General features: G+C 56.1%; 14 protein-coding genes and 1 other RNA gene. 4 read left to right on the top strand and 11 right to left on the bottom strand.

What is annotated here, in order from left to right; genetic code table 11:
* Positions 1 to 60 precede the first annotated feature (60 nt).
* Positions 61 to 1,131 (bottom strand): LacI family DNA-binding transcriptional regulator, encoded by a 1,071-nt coding sequence (locus JTA15_RS00775; protein ID WP_032677525.1) that lies wholly within the window; start codon positions 1,129 to 1,131, stop codon positions 61 to 63.
* A gap of 78 nt (positions 1,132 to 1,209) precedes the next feature.
* Positions 1,210 to 1,821, bottom strand: coding sequence for a YitT family protein (locus tag JTA15_RS00770; protein WP_032677524.1), 612 nt, complete (start codon positions 1,819 to 1,821; stop codon positions 1,210 to 1,212).
* 86 nt (positions 1,822 to 1,907) lie between these two features.
* On the opposite strand from JTA15_RS00770, the gene JTA15_RS00765 reads away from it, so the two are divergent.
* Complete coding sequence (locus tag JTA15_RS00765; protein ID WP_025204848.1) at positions 1,908 to 3,329, top strand: PLP-dependent aminotransferase family protein; 1,422 nt, start codon at positions 1,908 to 1,910, stop codon at positions 3,327 to 3,329.
* A gap of 80 nt (positions 3,330 to 3,409) precedes the next feature.
* On the opposite strand, the gene JTA15_RS00760 is transcribed toward JTA15_RS00765, so the two are convergent.
* The 3 genes from JTA15_RS00760 to ffs all read right to left on the bottom strand — a co-directional run bounded on the left by JTA15_RS00760 (position 3,410) and on the right by ffs (position 4,238).
* Entirely contained in the window at positions 3,410 to 3,625 is a 216-nt protein-coding gene (locus JTA15_RS00760) for a hypothetical protein (protein WP_014168888.1), read from the bottom strand.
* Positions 3,622 to 3,873, bottom strand: a complete 252-nt coding sequence (locus tag JTA15_RS00755) for a hypothetical protein (protein WP_020885198.1) — start codon at positions 3,871 to 3,873, stop codon at positions 3,622 to 3,624. Before JTA15_RS00755 ends, JTA15_RS00760 begins: the two co-directional genes overlap by 4 nt.
* Positions 3,874 to 4,141: 268 nt before the next feature.
* Positions 4,142 to 4,238: signal recognition particle sRNA small type (gene ffs, locus JTA15_RS00750), an RNA gene on the bottom strand.
* 170 nt (positions 4,239 to 4,408) lie between these two features.
* On the opposite strand from ffs, the gene JTA15_RS00745 reads away from it, so the two are divergent.
* Positions 4,409 to 4,720, top strand: coding sequence for an MGMT family protein (locus tag JTA15_RS00745; protein ID WP_020885199.1), 312 nt, complete (start codon positions 4,409 to 4,411; stop codon positions 4,718 to 4,720).
* Between the two features lie 30 nt (positions 4,721 to 4,750).
* On the opposite strand, the gene JTA15_RS00740 is transcribed toward JTA15_RS00745, so the two are convergent.
* Entirely contained in the window at positions 4,751 to 5,278 is a 528-nt protein-coding gene (locus JTA15_RS00740) for a YbaY family lipoprotein (protein ID WP_014168885.1), read from the bottom strand.
* Positions 5,279 to 5,481: 203 nt separating this feature from the next.
* On the opposite strand from JTA15_RS00740, the gene tesB reads away from it, so the two are divergent.
* Positions 5,482 to 6,342 carry an acyl-CoA thioesterase II gene (gene tesB, locus JTA15_RS00735; protein ID WP_020885200.1) on the top strand — a complete coding sequence of 287 codons (861 nt, stop codon included), beginning with the start codon at positions 5,482 to 5,484 and terminating at the stop codon, positions 6,340 to 6,342.
* A gap of 75 nt (positions 6,343 to 6,417) precedes the next feature.
* Here the strand turns inward: tesB and amtB are convergent, their stop codons facing one another.
* The 5 genes from amtB to JTA15_RS00710 all read right to left on the bottom strand — a co-directional run bounded on the left by amtB (position 6,418) and on the right by JTA15_RS00710 (position 12,356).
* Entirely contained in the window at positions 6,418 to 7,704 is a 1,287-nt protein-coding gene (gene amtB / locus JTA15_RS00730; protein ID WP_020885201.1) for an ammonium transporter AmtB, read from the bottom strand.
* A 35-nt stretch (positions 7,705 to 7,739) separates the two neighbouring features.
* Positions 7,740 to 8,078: a P-II family nitrogen regulator gene (gene glnK / locus JTA15_RS00725; RefSeq protein WP_008503304.1), complete on the bottom strand. Its 339-nt coding sequence runs from the start codon at positions 8,076 to 8,078 to the stop codon at positions 7,740 to 7,742.
* 222 nt (positions 8,079 to 8,300) lie between these two features.
* Positions 8,301 to 10,082 (bottom strand): SmdB family multidrug efflux ABC transporter permease/ATP-binding protein, encoded by a 1,782-nt coding sequence (locus JTA15_RS00720; protein ID WP_020885202.1) that lies wholly within the window; start codon positions 10,080 to 10,082, stop codon positions 8,301 to 8,303.
* Positions 10,075 to 11,847, bottom strand: a complete 1,773-nt coding sequence (locus JTA15_RS00715; RefSeq protein ID WP_032677523.1) for a SmdA family multidrug ABC transporter permease/ATP-binding protein — start codon at positions 11,845 to 11,847, stop codon at positions 10,075 to 10,077. The genes JTA15_RS00720 and JTA15_RS00715 overlap by 8 nt, the downstream gene beginning before the upstream one ends.
* Positions 11,848 to 11,897: 50 nt before the next feature.
* On the bottom strand, positions 11,898 to 12,356 hold the full coding sequence (locus tag JTA15_RS00710; protein ID WP_020885204.1) for an Lrp/AsnC family transcriptional regulator: 459 nt from the start codon (positions 12,354 to 12,356) through the stop codon (positions 11,898 to 11,900).
* A 115-nt stretch (positions 12,357 to 12,471) separates the two neighbouring features.
* Here JTA15_RS00710 and JTA15_RS00705 point away from each other — a divergent pair, with 115 nt between their 5' ends.
* The gene (locus JTA15_RS00705; RefSeq protein ID WP_040016790.1) at positions 12,472 to 13,518 is read left to right on the top strand and encodes a PLP-dependent cysteine synthase family protein; all 1,047 of its coding nucleotides are present in this window, start codon (positions 12,472 to 12,474) and stop codon (positions 13,516 to 13,518) included.
* Positions 13,519 to 13,531: the final 13 nt, after the last annotated feature.

The following is a 13,531-nucleotide window of genomic DNA, read 5'->3' as shown; positions in this document are numbered from 1 at the left end:
CTGGCTACCGGGTGCGGTAAAGCGTCGGATCGCGGGGTAGCGAGTCAGATCACAAAAGTCTTACCGGCGGGCAAGTTGCTCAGCCGCTAGCGCCAGGCTCCTGAGCTGCTGTGCCAGATCCTCGCGTTCGATCTGCTGCGGATCGTGGCGAGCGGTAGAATGGCGGGTCACCAGCGTCACCGGAAGCTGAACCTGCCAGCATGCGTCACCCTCAACTGGCGCCAGCAGCCACTCCACGCTTCGCTCGCCGGCCTCGCGAAAAGCCTGGCGAATAGTGGTCAGTGGGGGAGAAAACCAGGCGCTGTCTGCCGTATCGTCGAACCCGACAACCGACATCTGGCCCGGGATCGCAGTCCCTTTTTCCGCACAGGCGCGCATCACCCCCAGCGCCATTTGGTCGTTCGCGACCACTATCGCATCCGGGAGTTGCGCGGCAGATAACAGCAAATGTCCTTTCTCATAGCCGCTTGCCGCACTCCAGTCGCCGTGCGCCACCGCGACAGCCTCAAGCCCGGCCTGTGCCAGCGTGGCGTTCCAGCCTGCGAGACGTGCCCGGGCAGAGACAGAGCTCTCCGGTCCGCTCAGCAGCGCTATACGCTCATGCCCCAGCGAAAGCAGATGCTCAATCCCGAGACGAGCACCCTGCTCTGCATTAAACACAAGACTGTTTACCTGAGCCGAGGGTGAGACATCCAGAAACAGCACCGGAATGGGCGATGCGAGGGCTTTTAGCGCTTCAGCATGAGAATTCTCCAACGGCACATTCACCAGCAGAGCTTCCACACGCTGCGCCAGCAACGCCTGAAGGGCAGACTGGCACTGCTGTGGATGTTCCACCATTGAGATAAGCACGCTCGCCCCCTGTTCAACCGCCCGGGATTTTACCGCCGAAACAATTTGCGAAGGGGCGTGCAGCGCCAGATCGGTAGTAATAAGGCCAAGCGTACGGGTACGTTTACCCGCCAGCTGTTGTGCCCTGAGATTGGGGACGTAGTGCAGTTCCGCCATCGCCTGCTGCACCTTTTCCCGCGTGCGGGCAGAGACATGCTCCGCGTCGTTAATCACACGGGAAACGGTCTGATAAGAAACCCCCGCAAGGAGGGCAACATCATAAAGAGTGATTGCTTTCATGCATTCTGGCATCGCGTCATTCGAAGGCCACTATTCTGACACAGCGACGCCATGAAAACATGTGAGCGCTTCGCAGAATTAAACAACCCGCTCCGGCTGGGGAGTCTTCTCAACGCGCGGCTTATAACGGAACAGAGGCAAGCAGATCTGGATAAGCGGGCCAATGGTCAGCGCATACGCGACGGTGCCTATCCCGAACGTTCCGCCCAGCATGCACCCAATCAGCAGCACGGACACTTCAATCGAGGTACGCACGCTGCGGATGGACCATCCCATACGGGCATGGATCCCGGTCATGAGACCGTCGCGCGGGCCCGCCCCGAAACCGGCACCGATATACATACCGGTGGCTATCGCGTTCACGACAATTCCAGCCACCAGCAGCGCGATACGCAGGGGCAGCGAGGTCACCTCGGGGATCAGGGCCATGGAGGCATCTGCCGCCAGGCCAATAATAATCACGTTACTGAGGGTTCCCAGACCAGGCATCTGACGCAGCGGGATCCACAGCAGGAGTACCGCCGCACCGGTTAAAATAATCACCATTCCTATGCTCAACCCCAGCTGGATCGCCACGCCCAGGTGGAAGACGTCCCACGGATCGAGCCCCAGATCCGAACGAATAAACATCGTGGTTGAAAGCCCATACAGCCCTAAACCGACATACAGTTGTAGCAGACGACGTACCATTTTTATCTTCTCCAGTGAACCAGGCTTTCATCTTGAGCGAAAATGGCATTATGATTAATGTCCAGTTTTCAAATAGTGGACTGCACATGTCATCTCGCCGCTTCGGAAGCCAGTCATTGGTACGCCTGTTAGGCCATTGGCAACAAACCTCGTCCCGGACCCCGCTCTGGCGTCAGCTGGCGGATGCATTACGCCTGTTAATTCTTGATGGCCGACTGGCACTTAACACCCGTCTACCCGGCGAGCGGGAGCTGGCCACTGCGCTGGATGTGAGCCGGACCACCATCAGCAGCGCACTCGCCCATCTGCGTGAGGAAGGTTATCTCGAAAGCCGCCACGGCAGCGGTTCACGCGTGATCCTGCCCGACACACGCGCCGTGCCAACCCTTTCAGCAGCCAGTGCCGCGCTGGATCTCTCCACCGCGGCGCTCAATGCCGGGCCTGAGATCCACCAGGCCTATACCCATGCGCTCACGGCCATTACGCAACATCTCTCGCTTACGGGTTACGATCAGCTTGGGTTGCCGGCGCTGCGGGAAGCCATCGCCGCACGCTATACCGCGCGGGGGCTTCCGACCCGGACAGACGAGGTAATGGTAGTCAATGGTGCGGTCAGCGGTTTTGCGCTGGTCCTGCGGATGATGACCGGCCCGGGGGATCGCGTCGTGGTCGATCATCCCACTTACCCGCTGGCGATCGCCGCCATTCAGGGAGCGCAGTGCCGTCCAGTGGGCGTGTCGCTGCCGGAAACGGGCTGGGATACTCATGGGTTTGCCGCAACGCTTGCCCAGACAGCGCCGCGCCTGGCATACCTGATGCCCGATTTTCATAACCCGACCGGGCGATGCATGGATATTCCCACCCGTCAGGCAATCACCGAGATTGCCGCGCAAACCCGCACGACGCTGGTAGTAGATGAAACGATGGTGGATCTGTGGTTTGACTCGCCCCCGCCGCCGCCGCTGGCGTCATTTAACCCGCAGGCCACCGTGATAACGTTAGGCTCTGCCGGAAAAAGTTTCTGGGGCGGCCTTCGTCTTGGCTGGATCCGTGCCTCCTCGCGCACCATCGCTACGCTTGCCCAGACGCGGGATACCCTGGATTTAGGATCGCCCATGCTCGAACAGCTGGCGACGCTGTGGCTTATCAATAACAGCGAAACGTTTTTGCCTGCTCGCCGGAAGATGCTGGCGGAACGACGAGACCAATGCGGCGCGCTGTTGCGCGAGCACTTCCCTGAATGGACATTCCATGAAGCGGAAGGCGGGCTTTCCTACTGGATTGAACTGCCGGGGATGCTGGCAACACAGCTTGCTGCACGCGCAGAGATACTGGGAATCAACCTGGGGACCGGCACGCGGTTTGGTTTATCGGGTGCGTTTGATCGGTATTTACGTATGCCCTTTTCACTCGATCCGGCTGAGCTTGAACAGGCATTACTGAGAATTAAACCCTTGTGGCTCGCCCTGAATAAAAACGTGCCATCAATAAAAAGAAGTCTGGTTTGATATAAAAAATTTGAAGTGGATCATAAAATAAAAACTGCTGACTGTCACAGATACAGTCAGCAGTTTTCACCATTCAGGATTTAGTGCTGAGGAGGAATAGGAAAACCTTTCAGTGAAATAACGAAATTTTCACCGTCTTTCTTTATTTTTGCGCCGGTATCACACCAGTCAGACGCAATACGAAAGAACTCATCACTTCCTACATTCCAGCCAAGACGTACATGCTTCACGTAGCCTGAACGCAACAGATCGCAGGCCTCGTTGTAGTCACTGGCAGTTGACAGTTGTTGTTTCATTTTCTCTTCTTAAGAATTTTACGTAGAGCCTTGATTTCTTTAGGAGTAAATGGAGAAACACTCTCTTCTTCCGTATGCTGGTTATCAATATCCTCTTCCGATACTCCCGCCTCTTCTACCGCTTCGAATGCCAGCAGCAGCAGTTTCTCTGTCGTCACGCTTAAATTCTCGTTATTAACTTCAGCATAGTGGCGAAGTCTTTCTTTTAGCGCTTGATCAATCTTAACGTTTAACACCGCAGTAGCCATGTTTGTCACTTCCCTTCGGAATAAGTACTTTATTTAATACACGAACTTAACAATGTTATCCAGATATATATTTTTAAGTTATGACAGAAAAAAGACATCCGATATTAAAATGACAGTCTATTATTACAGGTTTATGACAGTAATATTTCAATGCAATGAAATATATATTACATGCAGTCAGTAAAGTCCTAATAACGTTGTGGATTAAAGGCTATTCGAAGCGAAGAGAAACAGGGAGAGTGTTGATGAGAGCAGAAATGGGTGGGGGCCCTGCCAGCTACATCCCGGCACACACGTCGTCTGCCCTGGCTGCTTCCTTCCGGACCTGACCTGGTGAACAGAGTAGCGTTGCGGGAGAACCAACAGAGCCCCCATTGAGAGCGTTGATAACCAACGCGCTGGCGCATTATCCCTGTGCTTACCGCCAATTGCAAGCGACCCGCAACCGGATGCTGGTTTCTTGCGCAAACTGGCGCAGCAATTGGGTTTATCTTCGTTTAACATGACTGTCCAGACATTCCCCACAGGTAGACGTATGGACGAACATGACTCCTTTCCACAACGCGTATGGCAAATTGTGGCCTCTGTGCCGGAAGGTTATGTCACCACCTATGGCGACGTAGCGCGTCTGGCCGGTTCTCCGCGTGCGGCGCGGCAGGTCGGTGGCGTACTGAAAAGGTTGCCGGAAGGAAGCACCCTGCCATGGCATCGGGTGGTAAATCGTCATGGGACAATCTCGTTGACCGGGCCGGATCTGCAGCGCCAGCGTCAGGCGTTACTGTCAGAAGGGGTGCAGGTGTCGGGGTCAGGACAGATTGATTTGCAAAAGTACCGCTGGGTGTATTAAACCCTCTCCCGAAGGAGAGGGTTTAAAGCGTTACATTTGGGTCGGAGGGGTTGGCAGAGACGGTTGGTTAGTCTGTGGCGCAACCGGCACTTCGGTTTGCTGTACCGGAACCAGGTTCAGGTCAACTTTTGTCCCGCCGTGGTTAATCGCTTCCTGCACCGTATCGGTGATAAACACCAGTTTATCGTTGATCGTTACTGCTGCGCTCAGGAGGATACGGGCATTAGGCTGCACGTCTGATGGGTTATACGGCAACACGAAGCTAAACGGTGCCTGCTTACCTTCCGTACGTACGGCACGCTGGGCCAATACTTTAGACGGCGCGTCTGCCAGGGAAGCATCAGACAGGGTTACCGTTAATACCGCATCTGGCGGTAACGCGACTTTCTGTTTAATCCAGATAGTCCCGGAAACGTTAGGCTGCTGAATGGACTGCTGTGAGAGTGTATTAATCCCGTTTGGATCTGCTGCTGGCACCGGCACCTGGGCGCTCTTTCCTGCACAGGCGGACAACGCCACCGCAATTGCTACACCACTTAGCATGGGCACGAGTTTCATTGAAGTCTCCTTATCATCAATGCACCAGCGGGATCGATCCCATCCGATGTCATTTCAATCACATAACACAGGTAAGTTTGGCACAGATCACTGATTTATGCCTAAAATCGTCCAGATATTCAGATTATTCTACCCATCGGACCACTTTCATTTCTGCGTTATACTCTGCCTATCTTTCGCTACGGCGTTTATTGAGGACAACTATGAGTCAGGCACTGAACAATCTGCTGACATTACTGAATCTGGAAAAAATTGAGGAAGGACTCTTTCGCGGACAGAGCGAAGATCTCGGCTTACGCCAGGTCTTCGGCGGGCAAGTCGTAGGACAAGCGCTCTACGCAGCAAAGGAGACCGTCCCTGCAGACCGTCTGGTGCACTCATTTCACAGCTACTTCTTACGCCCTGGTGATAGCGCAAAACCCATCGTGTATGACGTTGAGGTATTGCGGGATGGCAACAGCTTTAGCGCGCGTCGTGTGGCGGCGGTTCAGAATGGCAAGCCTATCTTTTACATGACCGCCTCGTTCCAGGCGCCGGAACCGGGTTATGAGCATCAGAAAACGATGCCACCCGCGCCGTCGCCAGACGATCTCAAATCCGAGACCGATATCGCCCGTGCGCTGGCGCATCTGCTTCCACCGCAGGTAAAGGAGAAGTTTCTCTGCGATAAACCGCTTGAGATCCGCCCTGTCGAATTCCATAACCCGATGAAAGGCCACACGGCCGAGCCAAAGCGTCAGGTCTGGATCCGCGCTAACGGTACCGTGCCCGCGGATTTCCGCGTTCATCAGTATCTGCTGGGTTATGCCTCAGATTTCAACTTCCTGCCGGTAGCGCTGCAGCCGCACGGCGTGGGCTTCCTTGAAAAAGGGATGCAGGTGGCCACCATCGATCACTCCATGTGGTTCCATCGTCCGTTCGACATGAACGAGTGGCTGCTCTACAGCGTGGAGAGTACTTCGGCGTCAAGCGCGCGCGGCTTTGTGCGCGGTGAGTTTTACACTCAGGATGGCGTGCTGGTCGCGTCGACGGTGCAGGAAGGGGTAATGCGTAACCGCGGGTGATGTTGTACTGCGGCCCTCTCCCGACGGGAGAGGGAACAAAACGAAAACGGCAACCCTGGGTTGCCGTTTTGCTTATCAGGCGTTGTACGCATTCTCGCCGTGGCTGTTTACGTCCAGACCTTCGCGTTCCTGCTCTTCCGGAACACGCAGACCGACGGTCATATCCGCCAGCTTATAGCCGATGAAGGCCACAACGGCAGACCACACGACGGTGATGGCAATACTTTCCAGCTGCACCAGCACCTGGTGAACCATGGTGACGCCTTCTGCGTAACCCACGCCACCCAGCGATTTCGCCGCGAAGATACCGGTCATGATACAGCCGACGATGCCGCAGACGCCGTGTACACCGAAGACATCGCACGGGTCATCGACGCGCAGAACACGTTTCAGCGCCGTCACACCCCACAGACCCGCCAGACCGGCAACCAGCCCGACAAGCAGCGCGCCGCCAACACCAACGTAGCCACAAGCTGGCGTGATACCAACCAGACCGGCAATTGCACCTGAACAGGCACCCAGCAGTGAAGGCTTACCGCGTACCGCCCACTCACCAAACACCCATGAGAGGATCGCACCCGCCGTGGCCACAACCGTGTTCACGAAGGCCAGCGCGGCGATTTCGTTTGCTGCGCTTGCTGAACCGGCGTTGAAGCCGAACCAGCCAAAGTAAAGGATCGCTGTACCGGTAAAGACCATCGGCAGGTTGTGCGGTTTGAACGCTTCTTTACCGAAGCCCACGCGTTTGCCAATCAGGTATGCCCCTACCAGGCCCGCCACCGCGGCGTTGATGTGTACAACAGTACCGCCTGCGAAGTCCAGCGCGCCATGGCTCGCCAGCAGACCGCCACCCCAGACCATGTGCGCAATCGGCACATAGGAGAGCGTCAGCCAGACCACCACGAAGATCAGTACGGCGGAGAAGCGAATACGCTCAGCCAGCGCTCCGACGATCAGCCCGACGGTGATACAGGCGAACGAGCCCTGGAAGGCAACGTGAATATATTGATAGAAACTGCCCATCAGCGCGGTCAGTTCGATGTTTTTCAGCATGACCCAGTCAAAGTTTCCGAAGAACGCATTGCCCGTGCCGAAGGCCAGAGAGTAACCGTAGACCACCCACAACACGCAAACCAGCGCGAACGTGACGGCAACCTGCGTCAGCATGGAGAGAACGTTTTTGCCACGGATCAGGCCGCCATAGAACAGCGCAATGCCCGGAATGGACATGAACAGCACCAGCGCGGTGCTGATCATCATAAAGGCGTTATCGGCTTTGTCTGCCACCGCAGGGGCAGCCAGTGCCAGGCCCGGCAGCAGTGCCAGCGAACCCAGACCCGTTTTGATTGTTGCTATCTTCATTTTCTCGATCCCTATCACTGTGTGCCAGGAGTTACTTACAGTGCCGCTTCGTCAGATTCGCCGGTACGGATGCGAATGACGCGCTGCAATTCGGCAACGAAAATTTTGCCGTCGCCAATTTTGCCGGTGTAGGCCGCTTTGCTAATGACATCAATAACTTCATCAAGCTGGTCATCAGCAATCGCGACATCAATTTTTACTTTTGGCAGGAAGTTAACGCTGTATTCTGCCCCGCGGTAAAGCTCGGCATGACCCTTCTGACGACCAAAGCCTTTCACTTCGGTGACAGTCAGTCCCTGAATACCCATGGAAGACAATGCTTCACGCACGTCTTCGAGTTTGAATGGTTTGATTACAACCGTAACCAGCTTCATAGATCCCCTCCAGTCAGAATTCGGTAATGGCCGCCGCTAATACGCAGAAGACATTGCAAGGGGTGTGCCAGAAATGAAAACCTGAGGGAAACGCGGTGCAATGAGCATTGCATGAGCGTGTTTAACGAACCGGTGAAAAAAAACGCACCATGACAGTGCACGGTGCGTTTCAGTTTTGCACCAACAGTAATGACTGTTAGCGCGCTGCCTTGTTTTGGTGCATCAGGCGCTGAGGGATTCGTCCTCACGCACGCTGGCGGCCAGCTCTTCACCGGCCAGCTGCAGCTGATACATCTGCCAGTAGCGCCCTTTTGCTTCGAGCAGCTCCCGGTGCGTACCGCGTTCGACGGCCTGACCGCGGTGCAGCACCAGGATGGTGTCTGCGTCGACAATCGTTGAAAGACGGTGTGCGATAACCACCAGCGTCGTGTGGTCACGCACCGCGGCCAGCGCCAGCTGGATAGCCTGCTCAGTACCAGAGTCAATGCTGGCGGTTGCTTCGTCGAGTATCAGCACCTGCGGCGTTTCAATCAGCACCCGCGCCAGGGCCAGAAGCTGCTTTTGTCCTACCGAGAGGTTATTCCCCTGCTCACCGAGCCGGGTATTGATCCCATCGCTAAAGCCGCGCGCCAGCTCTGCCAGCTGCACGGTTTCCAGCACATCCCACACCTGTTGCTGGGTATAGTCCCGACCGAGAGTGACGTTGGCGTAAAAGGTATCGGCCATGACTACCGGGTCTTGCTGCACCATTGCAACGCCTTTGCGCAACACATTGTGGCTCAGTGATGCGAGCGGACGACCATCAATGCGGATTTCACCCTGACTGACCGGGTAATAGCCCATCAACAGGCTGGCGAGGGTACTTTTGCCGCTGCCGGTGTGCCCCACCAGCGCCACAAAGCCGCGCGACGGCACATCAAGAGAGATGTCCTGCAACACCAGACGGTCTTCACGGTAAGCAAACGAGACCTTATCAAACGTAATCTCTCCGCTTTGCAAAGGACGCTCATCATCGCCGTAGGTCTGACGTGGCCGGTCCATCAGTTCGAACACGCGCTCCCCCGCCACCACGGCCTGTTGCAACATAGACTGCTGGGTGGTGAGTTCTATCAACGGTTCATTAAGGCGTCCCAGATAGCTGATAAAAGCGTACAGAACCCCAACTTCAATTGTTCCGTTCGCGCTCATCCCGAAAAGCATCAGCAGGCCACAGAGAACCAGCGCCGAGAAGAGGCTCAGCAGCGGACGCAGCAGGAAACCGTCCAGTCGCAGCGTCTGCATGCGCGCCATATAGTGCGACCGGCTGGCTTCCCCCATGCGTTCACCAAAGCGTGCCTGCTGGCGGAACTGCTGAATGACGCTCATGCCGTTGATCACTTCGTTGAAGCCATCGTTGATATCGGCCAGATAGGCGCGCACCCGACGCACAATCGGCGTGCTGTAGCGTTGATAGATGACCATTACAATCAATACGGCCGGGAAGATGGTGATCGCCACCAGAGCCATACGCCAGTTGAGGCTAAACATCGCCACCAGCATGGCGCCAATCAGCGCCGCGCTGCGCAGCACGGTTGCCACGACGGTGACATACAGATCGCGGATCACCTCGGTATCGTTGGTCACCCGGGATATCACCTGCCCAACCGGCTGGGTATCAAACTCGCTCAACGGCTGGCGCAGTGCCGCATCCATCACATCCGTACGTAACTTCTGCACCACGCCCACGGCCGCCCGGTTAAAGAGCAGAGACTGGGCGTAATGCAGTGACGCCGCAGTCAGCTGTAGCCCAACGTAGGCCACACCTAACCCCGCGACGAGCCCCAGCGGCAAATAGCTTTTCGCCACCATATTGTCGATAAAGTAGCTGATGAGCAGCGGACCGCTCACTTCTGCAATCGCGGCAATCCACAGCAACAGCACGGCAAGTGAAAGCGGTTTTCGCCACGGAGAACCATAGGCCAGCAGGCGTTTTAGCGTCGGCCACTGCGTCACGGTCTTACGCATTAGCGTTCTCCTCATCCTGTTCCGGGGCGTCGTCTAGCGCCGCTTCAAGCTGCTGATAACGATACATATCGCGATACCAGCCCGGTTGCTCCGCAAGCGGTTCATGCTGTCCGCGCTGGGCAATGTGCCCGTGCTGTAATACCAGAATTTCATTGGCTTCCGTCAGCGCCGACAACCGGTGTGCACTGATGATCACCGTCCTTCCATCCCCCCACTGTCGCAGGTTATGCAGGATCTGGTGCTCGGTGCGGCCATCGACGGCGGAGAGCGCATCATCAAGGATCAGGATTTCGGCATTCAGCAGCAGCGCGCGGGCAATCGAGAGACGCTGTTTTTGCCCGCCGGAAAGCATAACGCCACGCTCACCCACTTCCGTTTCATAGCCCTGTGGCAGACGCAGAATATCGTCATGGACGCTGGCCAGGCGCGCGACGTGCTCAATCTCTTCCTGAGTCGCCGCCGGGCGTCCGAGGGCAATGTTATTCGCCACGGTGTCAGAAAAGAGAAACGGCGTCTGGCTGACCACCGCCAGACGACCGCGCCAGTCATCGAGCAGCAGGTTCGTCAACGGAATATCATGGAAGCGAATATCGCCCTGCGTGACGTCAAAGTGACGTTGAATCAGGGAGAGTACGGTACTTTTCCCGGCGCCTGTCGGACCGCAGATACCGAGCATCTGACCCGGTTTGAGCGTAAAGCTGACGTTCTCCAGTACCGTATGTTCCGTTTGCGGATACACAAACTTACGGACGTCGACATTCATCACGCCGCGCCCTTCCGGTACCGATTCGCTACCGTCATTCACCACTGGCGCTTCGGCAAGCATCGCGCGAATACGGCTGTAGGCGGCGCTGCCGCGCTCTACGATGTTAAACATCCAGGCCAGTGCCAGCATCGGCCATATCATCAGCCCCAGGTACATGGCAAAGCTGGTCAATTGCCCGAGGGTTAGCGAGCCCTGCACCACCATCCAGCTCCCGCCACCAATGGCCAGCAGGTTTGCCATGCCAATCGCGACATAGATTGTCGGGTCAAACCGCGCATCGATACGCGCAACGCGCATGTTCTTCGCCCCCGTGTCGGCGGCATCGGCTGCAAACAGCGCGGATTGTCGATCTTCCAGGCCAAACGCTTTGATCATGCGGATGCTGGTCATGCTCTCCTGCGTACGGTCATTCAGCGAGGAAAACGCCGCCTGCGCCAGCTTGAAGCGCTCATGAAGCTGTTCGCCATAGCGGTTGATTGCCAGCGCCATCAGCGGCATAGGCAGCAACGCCAGCAGCGTGAGCTGCCAGCTTATCTGGGTGGACATCACAATCAGAACCGCACAGCCCATCACCAGAGAGTCCACCAGCGTTAACACCCCTTCCCCGGCGGCAAACACGACGCGGTCAACGTCATTGGTGGCGCGAGCGATAAGATCCCCGGTGCGATGACGCAGGTAGAACTCGGGATGCTGGCGGCTCAGCTGACGATAAAAATCTTCACGCAGTTCGACGGCCAGCTGATAGGACGCGCCAAACAGCAGTACCCGCCAGACGTAGCGCAGCAGATAGACAATGATGGCTGTCAGCACCAGCGTGCCGACCCACATCAACACCCGTGCGGTGGTGTAATGCTGTTCTGTAACGCCATCCACCACGTATCCCACCACTTTCGGCGGAATTAACTGCAGGATGGCAATGATAATAAGCAGGGCCACAGCGCCGAGGTAGCGTTGCCACTCCCGACGAAAGTACCAGCTTAATTGGGCAAATAATCGCACGCGGTTTGTTCCTGAAGGTATGGATCCGGCTACGCCGGGAAGTTATTCAATTAATCAATGGGTAGTGCTGTGGTGTATTTAATCTGTTCCATGGCGAAGCTCGAGGTGACGTCCGACAAGCCCGGTACGCTGTTCACCAGCCGCTTGTAAAAATCATCATAACGCTTCATGTCTGCCACCTGGACGCGCATCAGATAGTCATACTCTCCCGCCATGCGCCAGAAACCGAGCACCTCCGGCATCTCGGAGACCTGTGTTACGAAGCGGCTGTACCACTCGCTGCTGTGATGTTGGGTTTTTATCAGGACAAATGCCGTCAACCCAAGCCCCAGTTTTTCGGGATCTAAAAGCGCGACTCGCCCCAGAAGGATGCCGTCATCTTCAAGCTTCTTGAGGCGCTTCCAGCACGGCGTGGTGGTCAGATTAACGGCATCTGCCAGTGCCTGCAAAGAGAGGGTACAGTCACTTTGCAGTAAAGAAAGCAGCTTACGGTCTATTTTATCTAGCATACCCACCTCACAGAGAAAAATTTTCTCCCTTCATTCTATTTTAAAGGCCATATAGCAACAATTTTTTCTGTGCTTTTCGCTATGCTGGGCACAAAATGACAAACGGATAAATACGATGAATAGCGCCTGGGTTAAACATGCCATCAGCGAAATCAATGCCGACTATCAGCGCTCGGCGGACACCCATCTCATTCGCCTGGCTCTGCCGGGTTTTGCTGGCATCCAGCTGTACCTGAAAGATGAAAGCACCCATCCCACCGGTAGCCTGAAGCATCGCCTGGCGCGTTCGCTCTTTTTATACGGTTTATGTAACGGCTGGATTAAGGAGGGAACCACGATTATTGAATCCTCCTCCGGTTCAACCGCCGTATCCGAAGCCTACTTTGCCCGCCTGCTGGGCCTGCCGTTTATCGCCGTGATGCCCTCCTGCACCGCGAAACGAAAAATTGAGCAGATTGAATTTTACGGTGGACGCTGCCACTTTGTGGAAAGCGCCTGCGAAATTTACGCTGCGTCTGAAATGCTGGCCCGTGAGCTGAATGGCCACTATATGGACCAGTTCACCTTTGCGGAGCGAGCCACAGACTGGCGCGGCAATAACAACATTGCCGACAGTATTTTCCGCCAGATGACCCACGAACCTCACCCTGTTCCGTCGTACATCGTGATGAGCGCCGGTACTGGCGGCACCTCAGCCACCCTGGGACGTTACATCCGCTGTCAGGGCTATGATACGCAGCTGATGGTGGTTGATCCGCAGAACTCGGTGTTCCTGGACTACTGGCAAAGCCGCAATGCGGATCTGCGCAGCCCGGTGGGCAGTAAGATTGAAGGTATTGGCCGCCCGCGCGTGGAGCCTTCATTCATTCCGGACGTGGTGGATGAGATGCTCCGCGTGCCGGATGCCGCCAGCGTGGCAACGGCGCACTGGCTGGAGACACAGATTGGCCGTAAAGTCGGTGCATCTACCGGCACCAACATGTGGGGAGCCCTGCAGCTTGCGGCTCGCATGCGTGAAGAGGGGCGCACCGGCTCTATCGTCACCCTGCTCTGCGACAGCGGCGAGCGCTATCTTGAGACCTATTACAATGCGCAGTGGGTTCAGGCAAACATCGGCGATATTGAGCCGTGGAAAGCGCAGATTACGCAGCTGGTGAAATAAAAAAAAGCCAGAC

This window comes from Enterobacter sp. BIDMC 29 (genome assembly GCF_019378755.1).
Classification (GTDB): Bacteria; Pseudomonadota; Gammaproteobacteria; order Enterobacterales; family Enterobacteriaceae; genus Enterobacter; species Enterobacter ludwigii.
Note: the sequence above shows the minus strand (reverse complement) of the source record. Positions and strands in the feature narration are given on the sequence as shown.

Bases quoted from the DNA above. Each gene is read 5' to 3' on its own strand.
- amtB (WP_020885201.1), bottom strand. From the start codon at position 7,704: ATGAAGATAGCAACAATCAAAACGGGTCTGGGTTCGCTGGCACTGCTG.
- JTA15_RS00710 (WP_020885204.1), bottom strand. From the start codon at position 12,356: ATGCTAGATAAAATAGACCGTAAGCTGCTTTCTTTACTGCAAAGTGAC.
- JTA15_RS00760 (WP_014168888.1), bottom strand. From the start codon at position 3,625: ATGAAACAACAACTGTCAACTGCCAGTGACTACAACGAGGCCTGCGAT.
- JTA15_RS00755 (WP_020885198.1), bottom strand. From the start codon at position 3,873: ATGGCTACTGCGGTGTTAAACGTTAAGATTGATCAAGCGCTAAAAGAA.
- glnK (WP_008503304.1), bottom strand. From the start codon at position 8,078: ATGAAGCTGGTTACGGTTGTAATCAAACCATTCAAACTCGAAGACGTG.
- JTA15_RS00745 (WP_020885199.1), top strand. From the start codon at position 4,409: ATGGACGAACATGACTCCTTTCCACAACGCGTATGGCAAATTGTGGCC.
- JTA15_RS00770 (WP_032677524.1), bottom strand. From the start codon at position 1,821: ATGGTACGTCGTCTGCTACAACTGTATGTCGGTTTAGGGCTGTATGGG.
- JTA15_RS00765 (WP_025204848.1), top strand. From the start codon at position 1,908: ATGTCATCTCGCCGCTTCGGAAGCCAGTCATTGGTACGCCTGTTAGGC.
- JTA15_RS00720 (WP_020885202.1), bottom strand. From the start codon at position 10,082: ATGCGTAAGACCGTGACGCAGTGGCCGACGCTAAAACGCCTGCTGGCC.
- JTA15_RS00775 (WP_032677525.1), bottom strand. From the start codon at position 1,131: ATGAAAGCAATCACTCTTTATGATGTTGCCCTCCTTGCGGGGGTTTCT.
- tesB (WP_020885200.1), top strand. From the start codon at position 5,482: ATGAGTCAGGCACTGAACAATCTGCTGACATTACTGAATCTGGAAAAA.
- JTA15_RS00705 (WP_040016790.1), top strand. From the start codon at position 12,472: ATGAATAGCGCCTGGGTTAAACATGCCATCAGCGAAATCAATGCCGAC.
- JTA15_RS00740 (WP_014168885.1), bottom strand. From the start codon at position 5,278: ATGAAACTCGTGCCCATGCTAAGTGGTGTAGCAATTGCGGTGGCGTTG.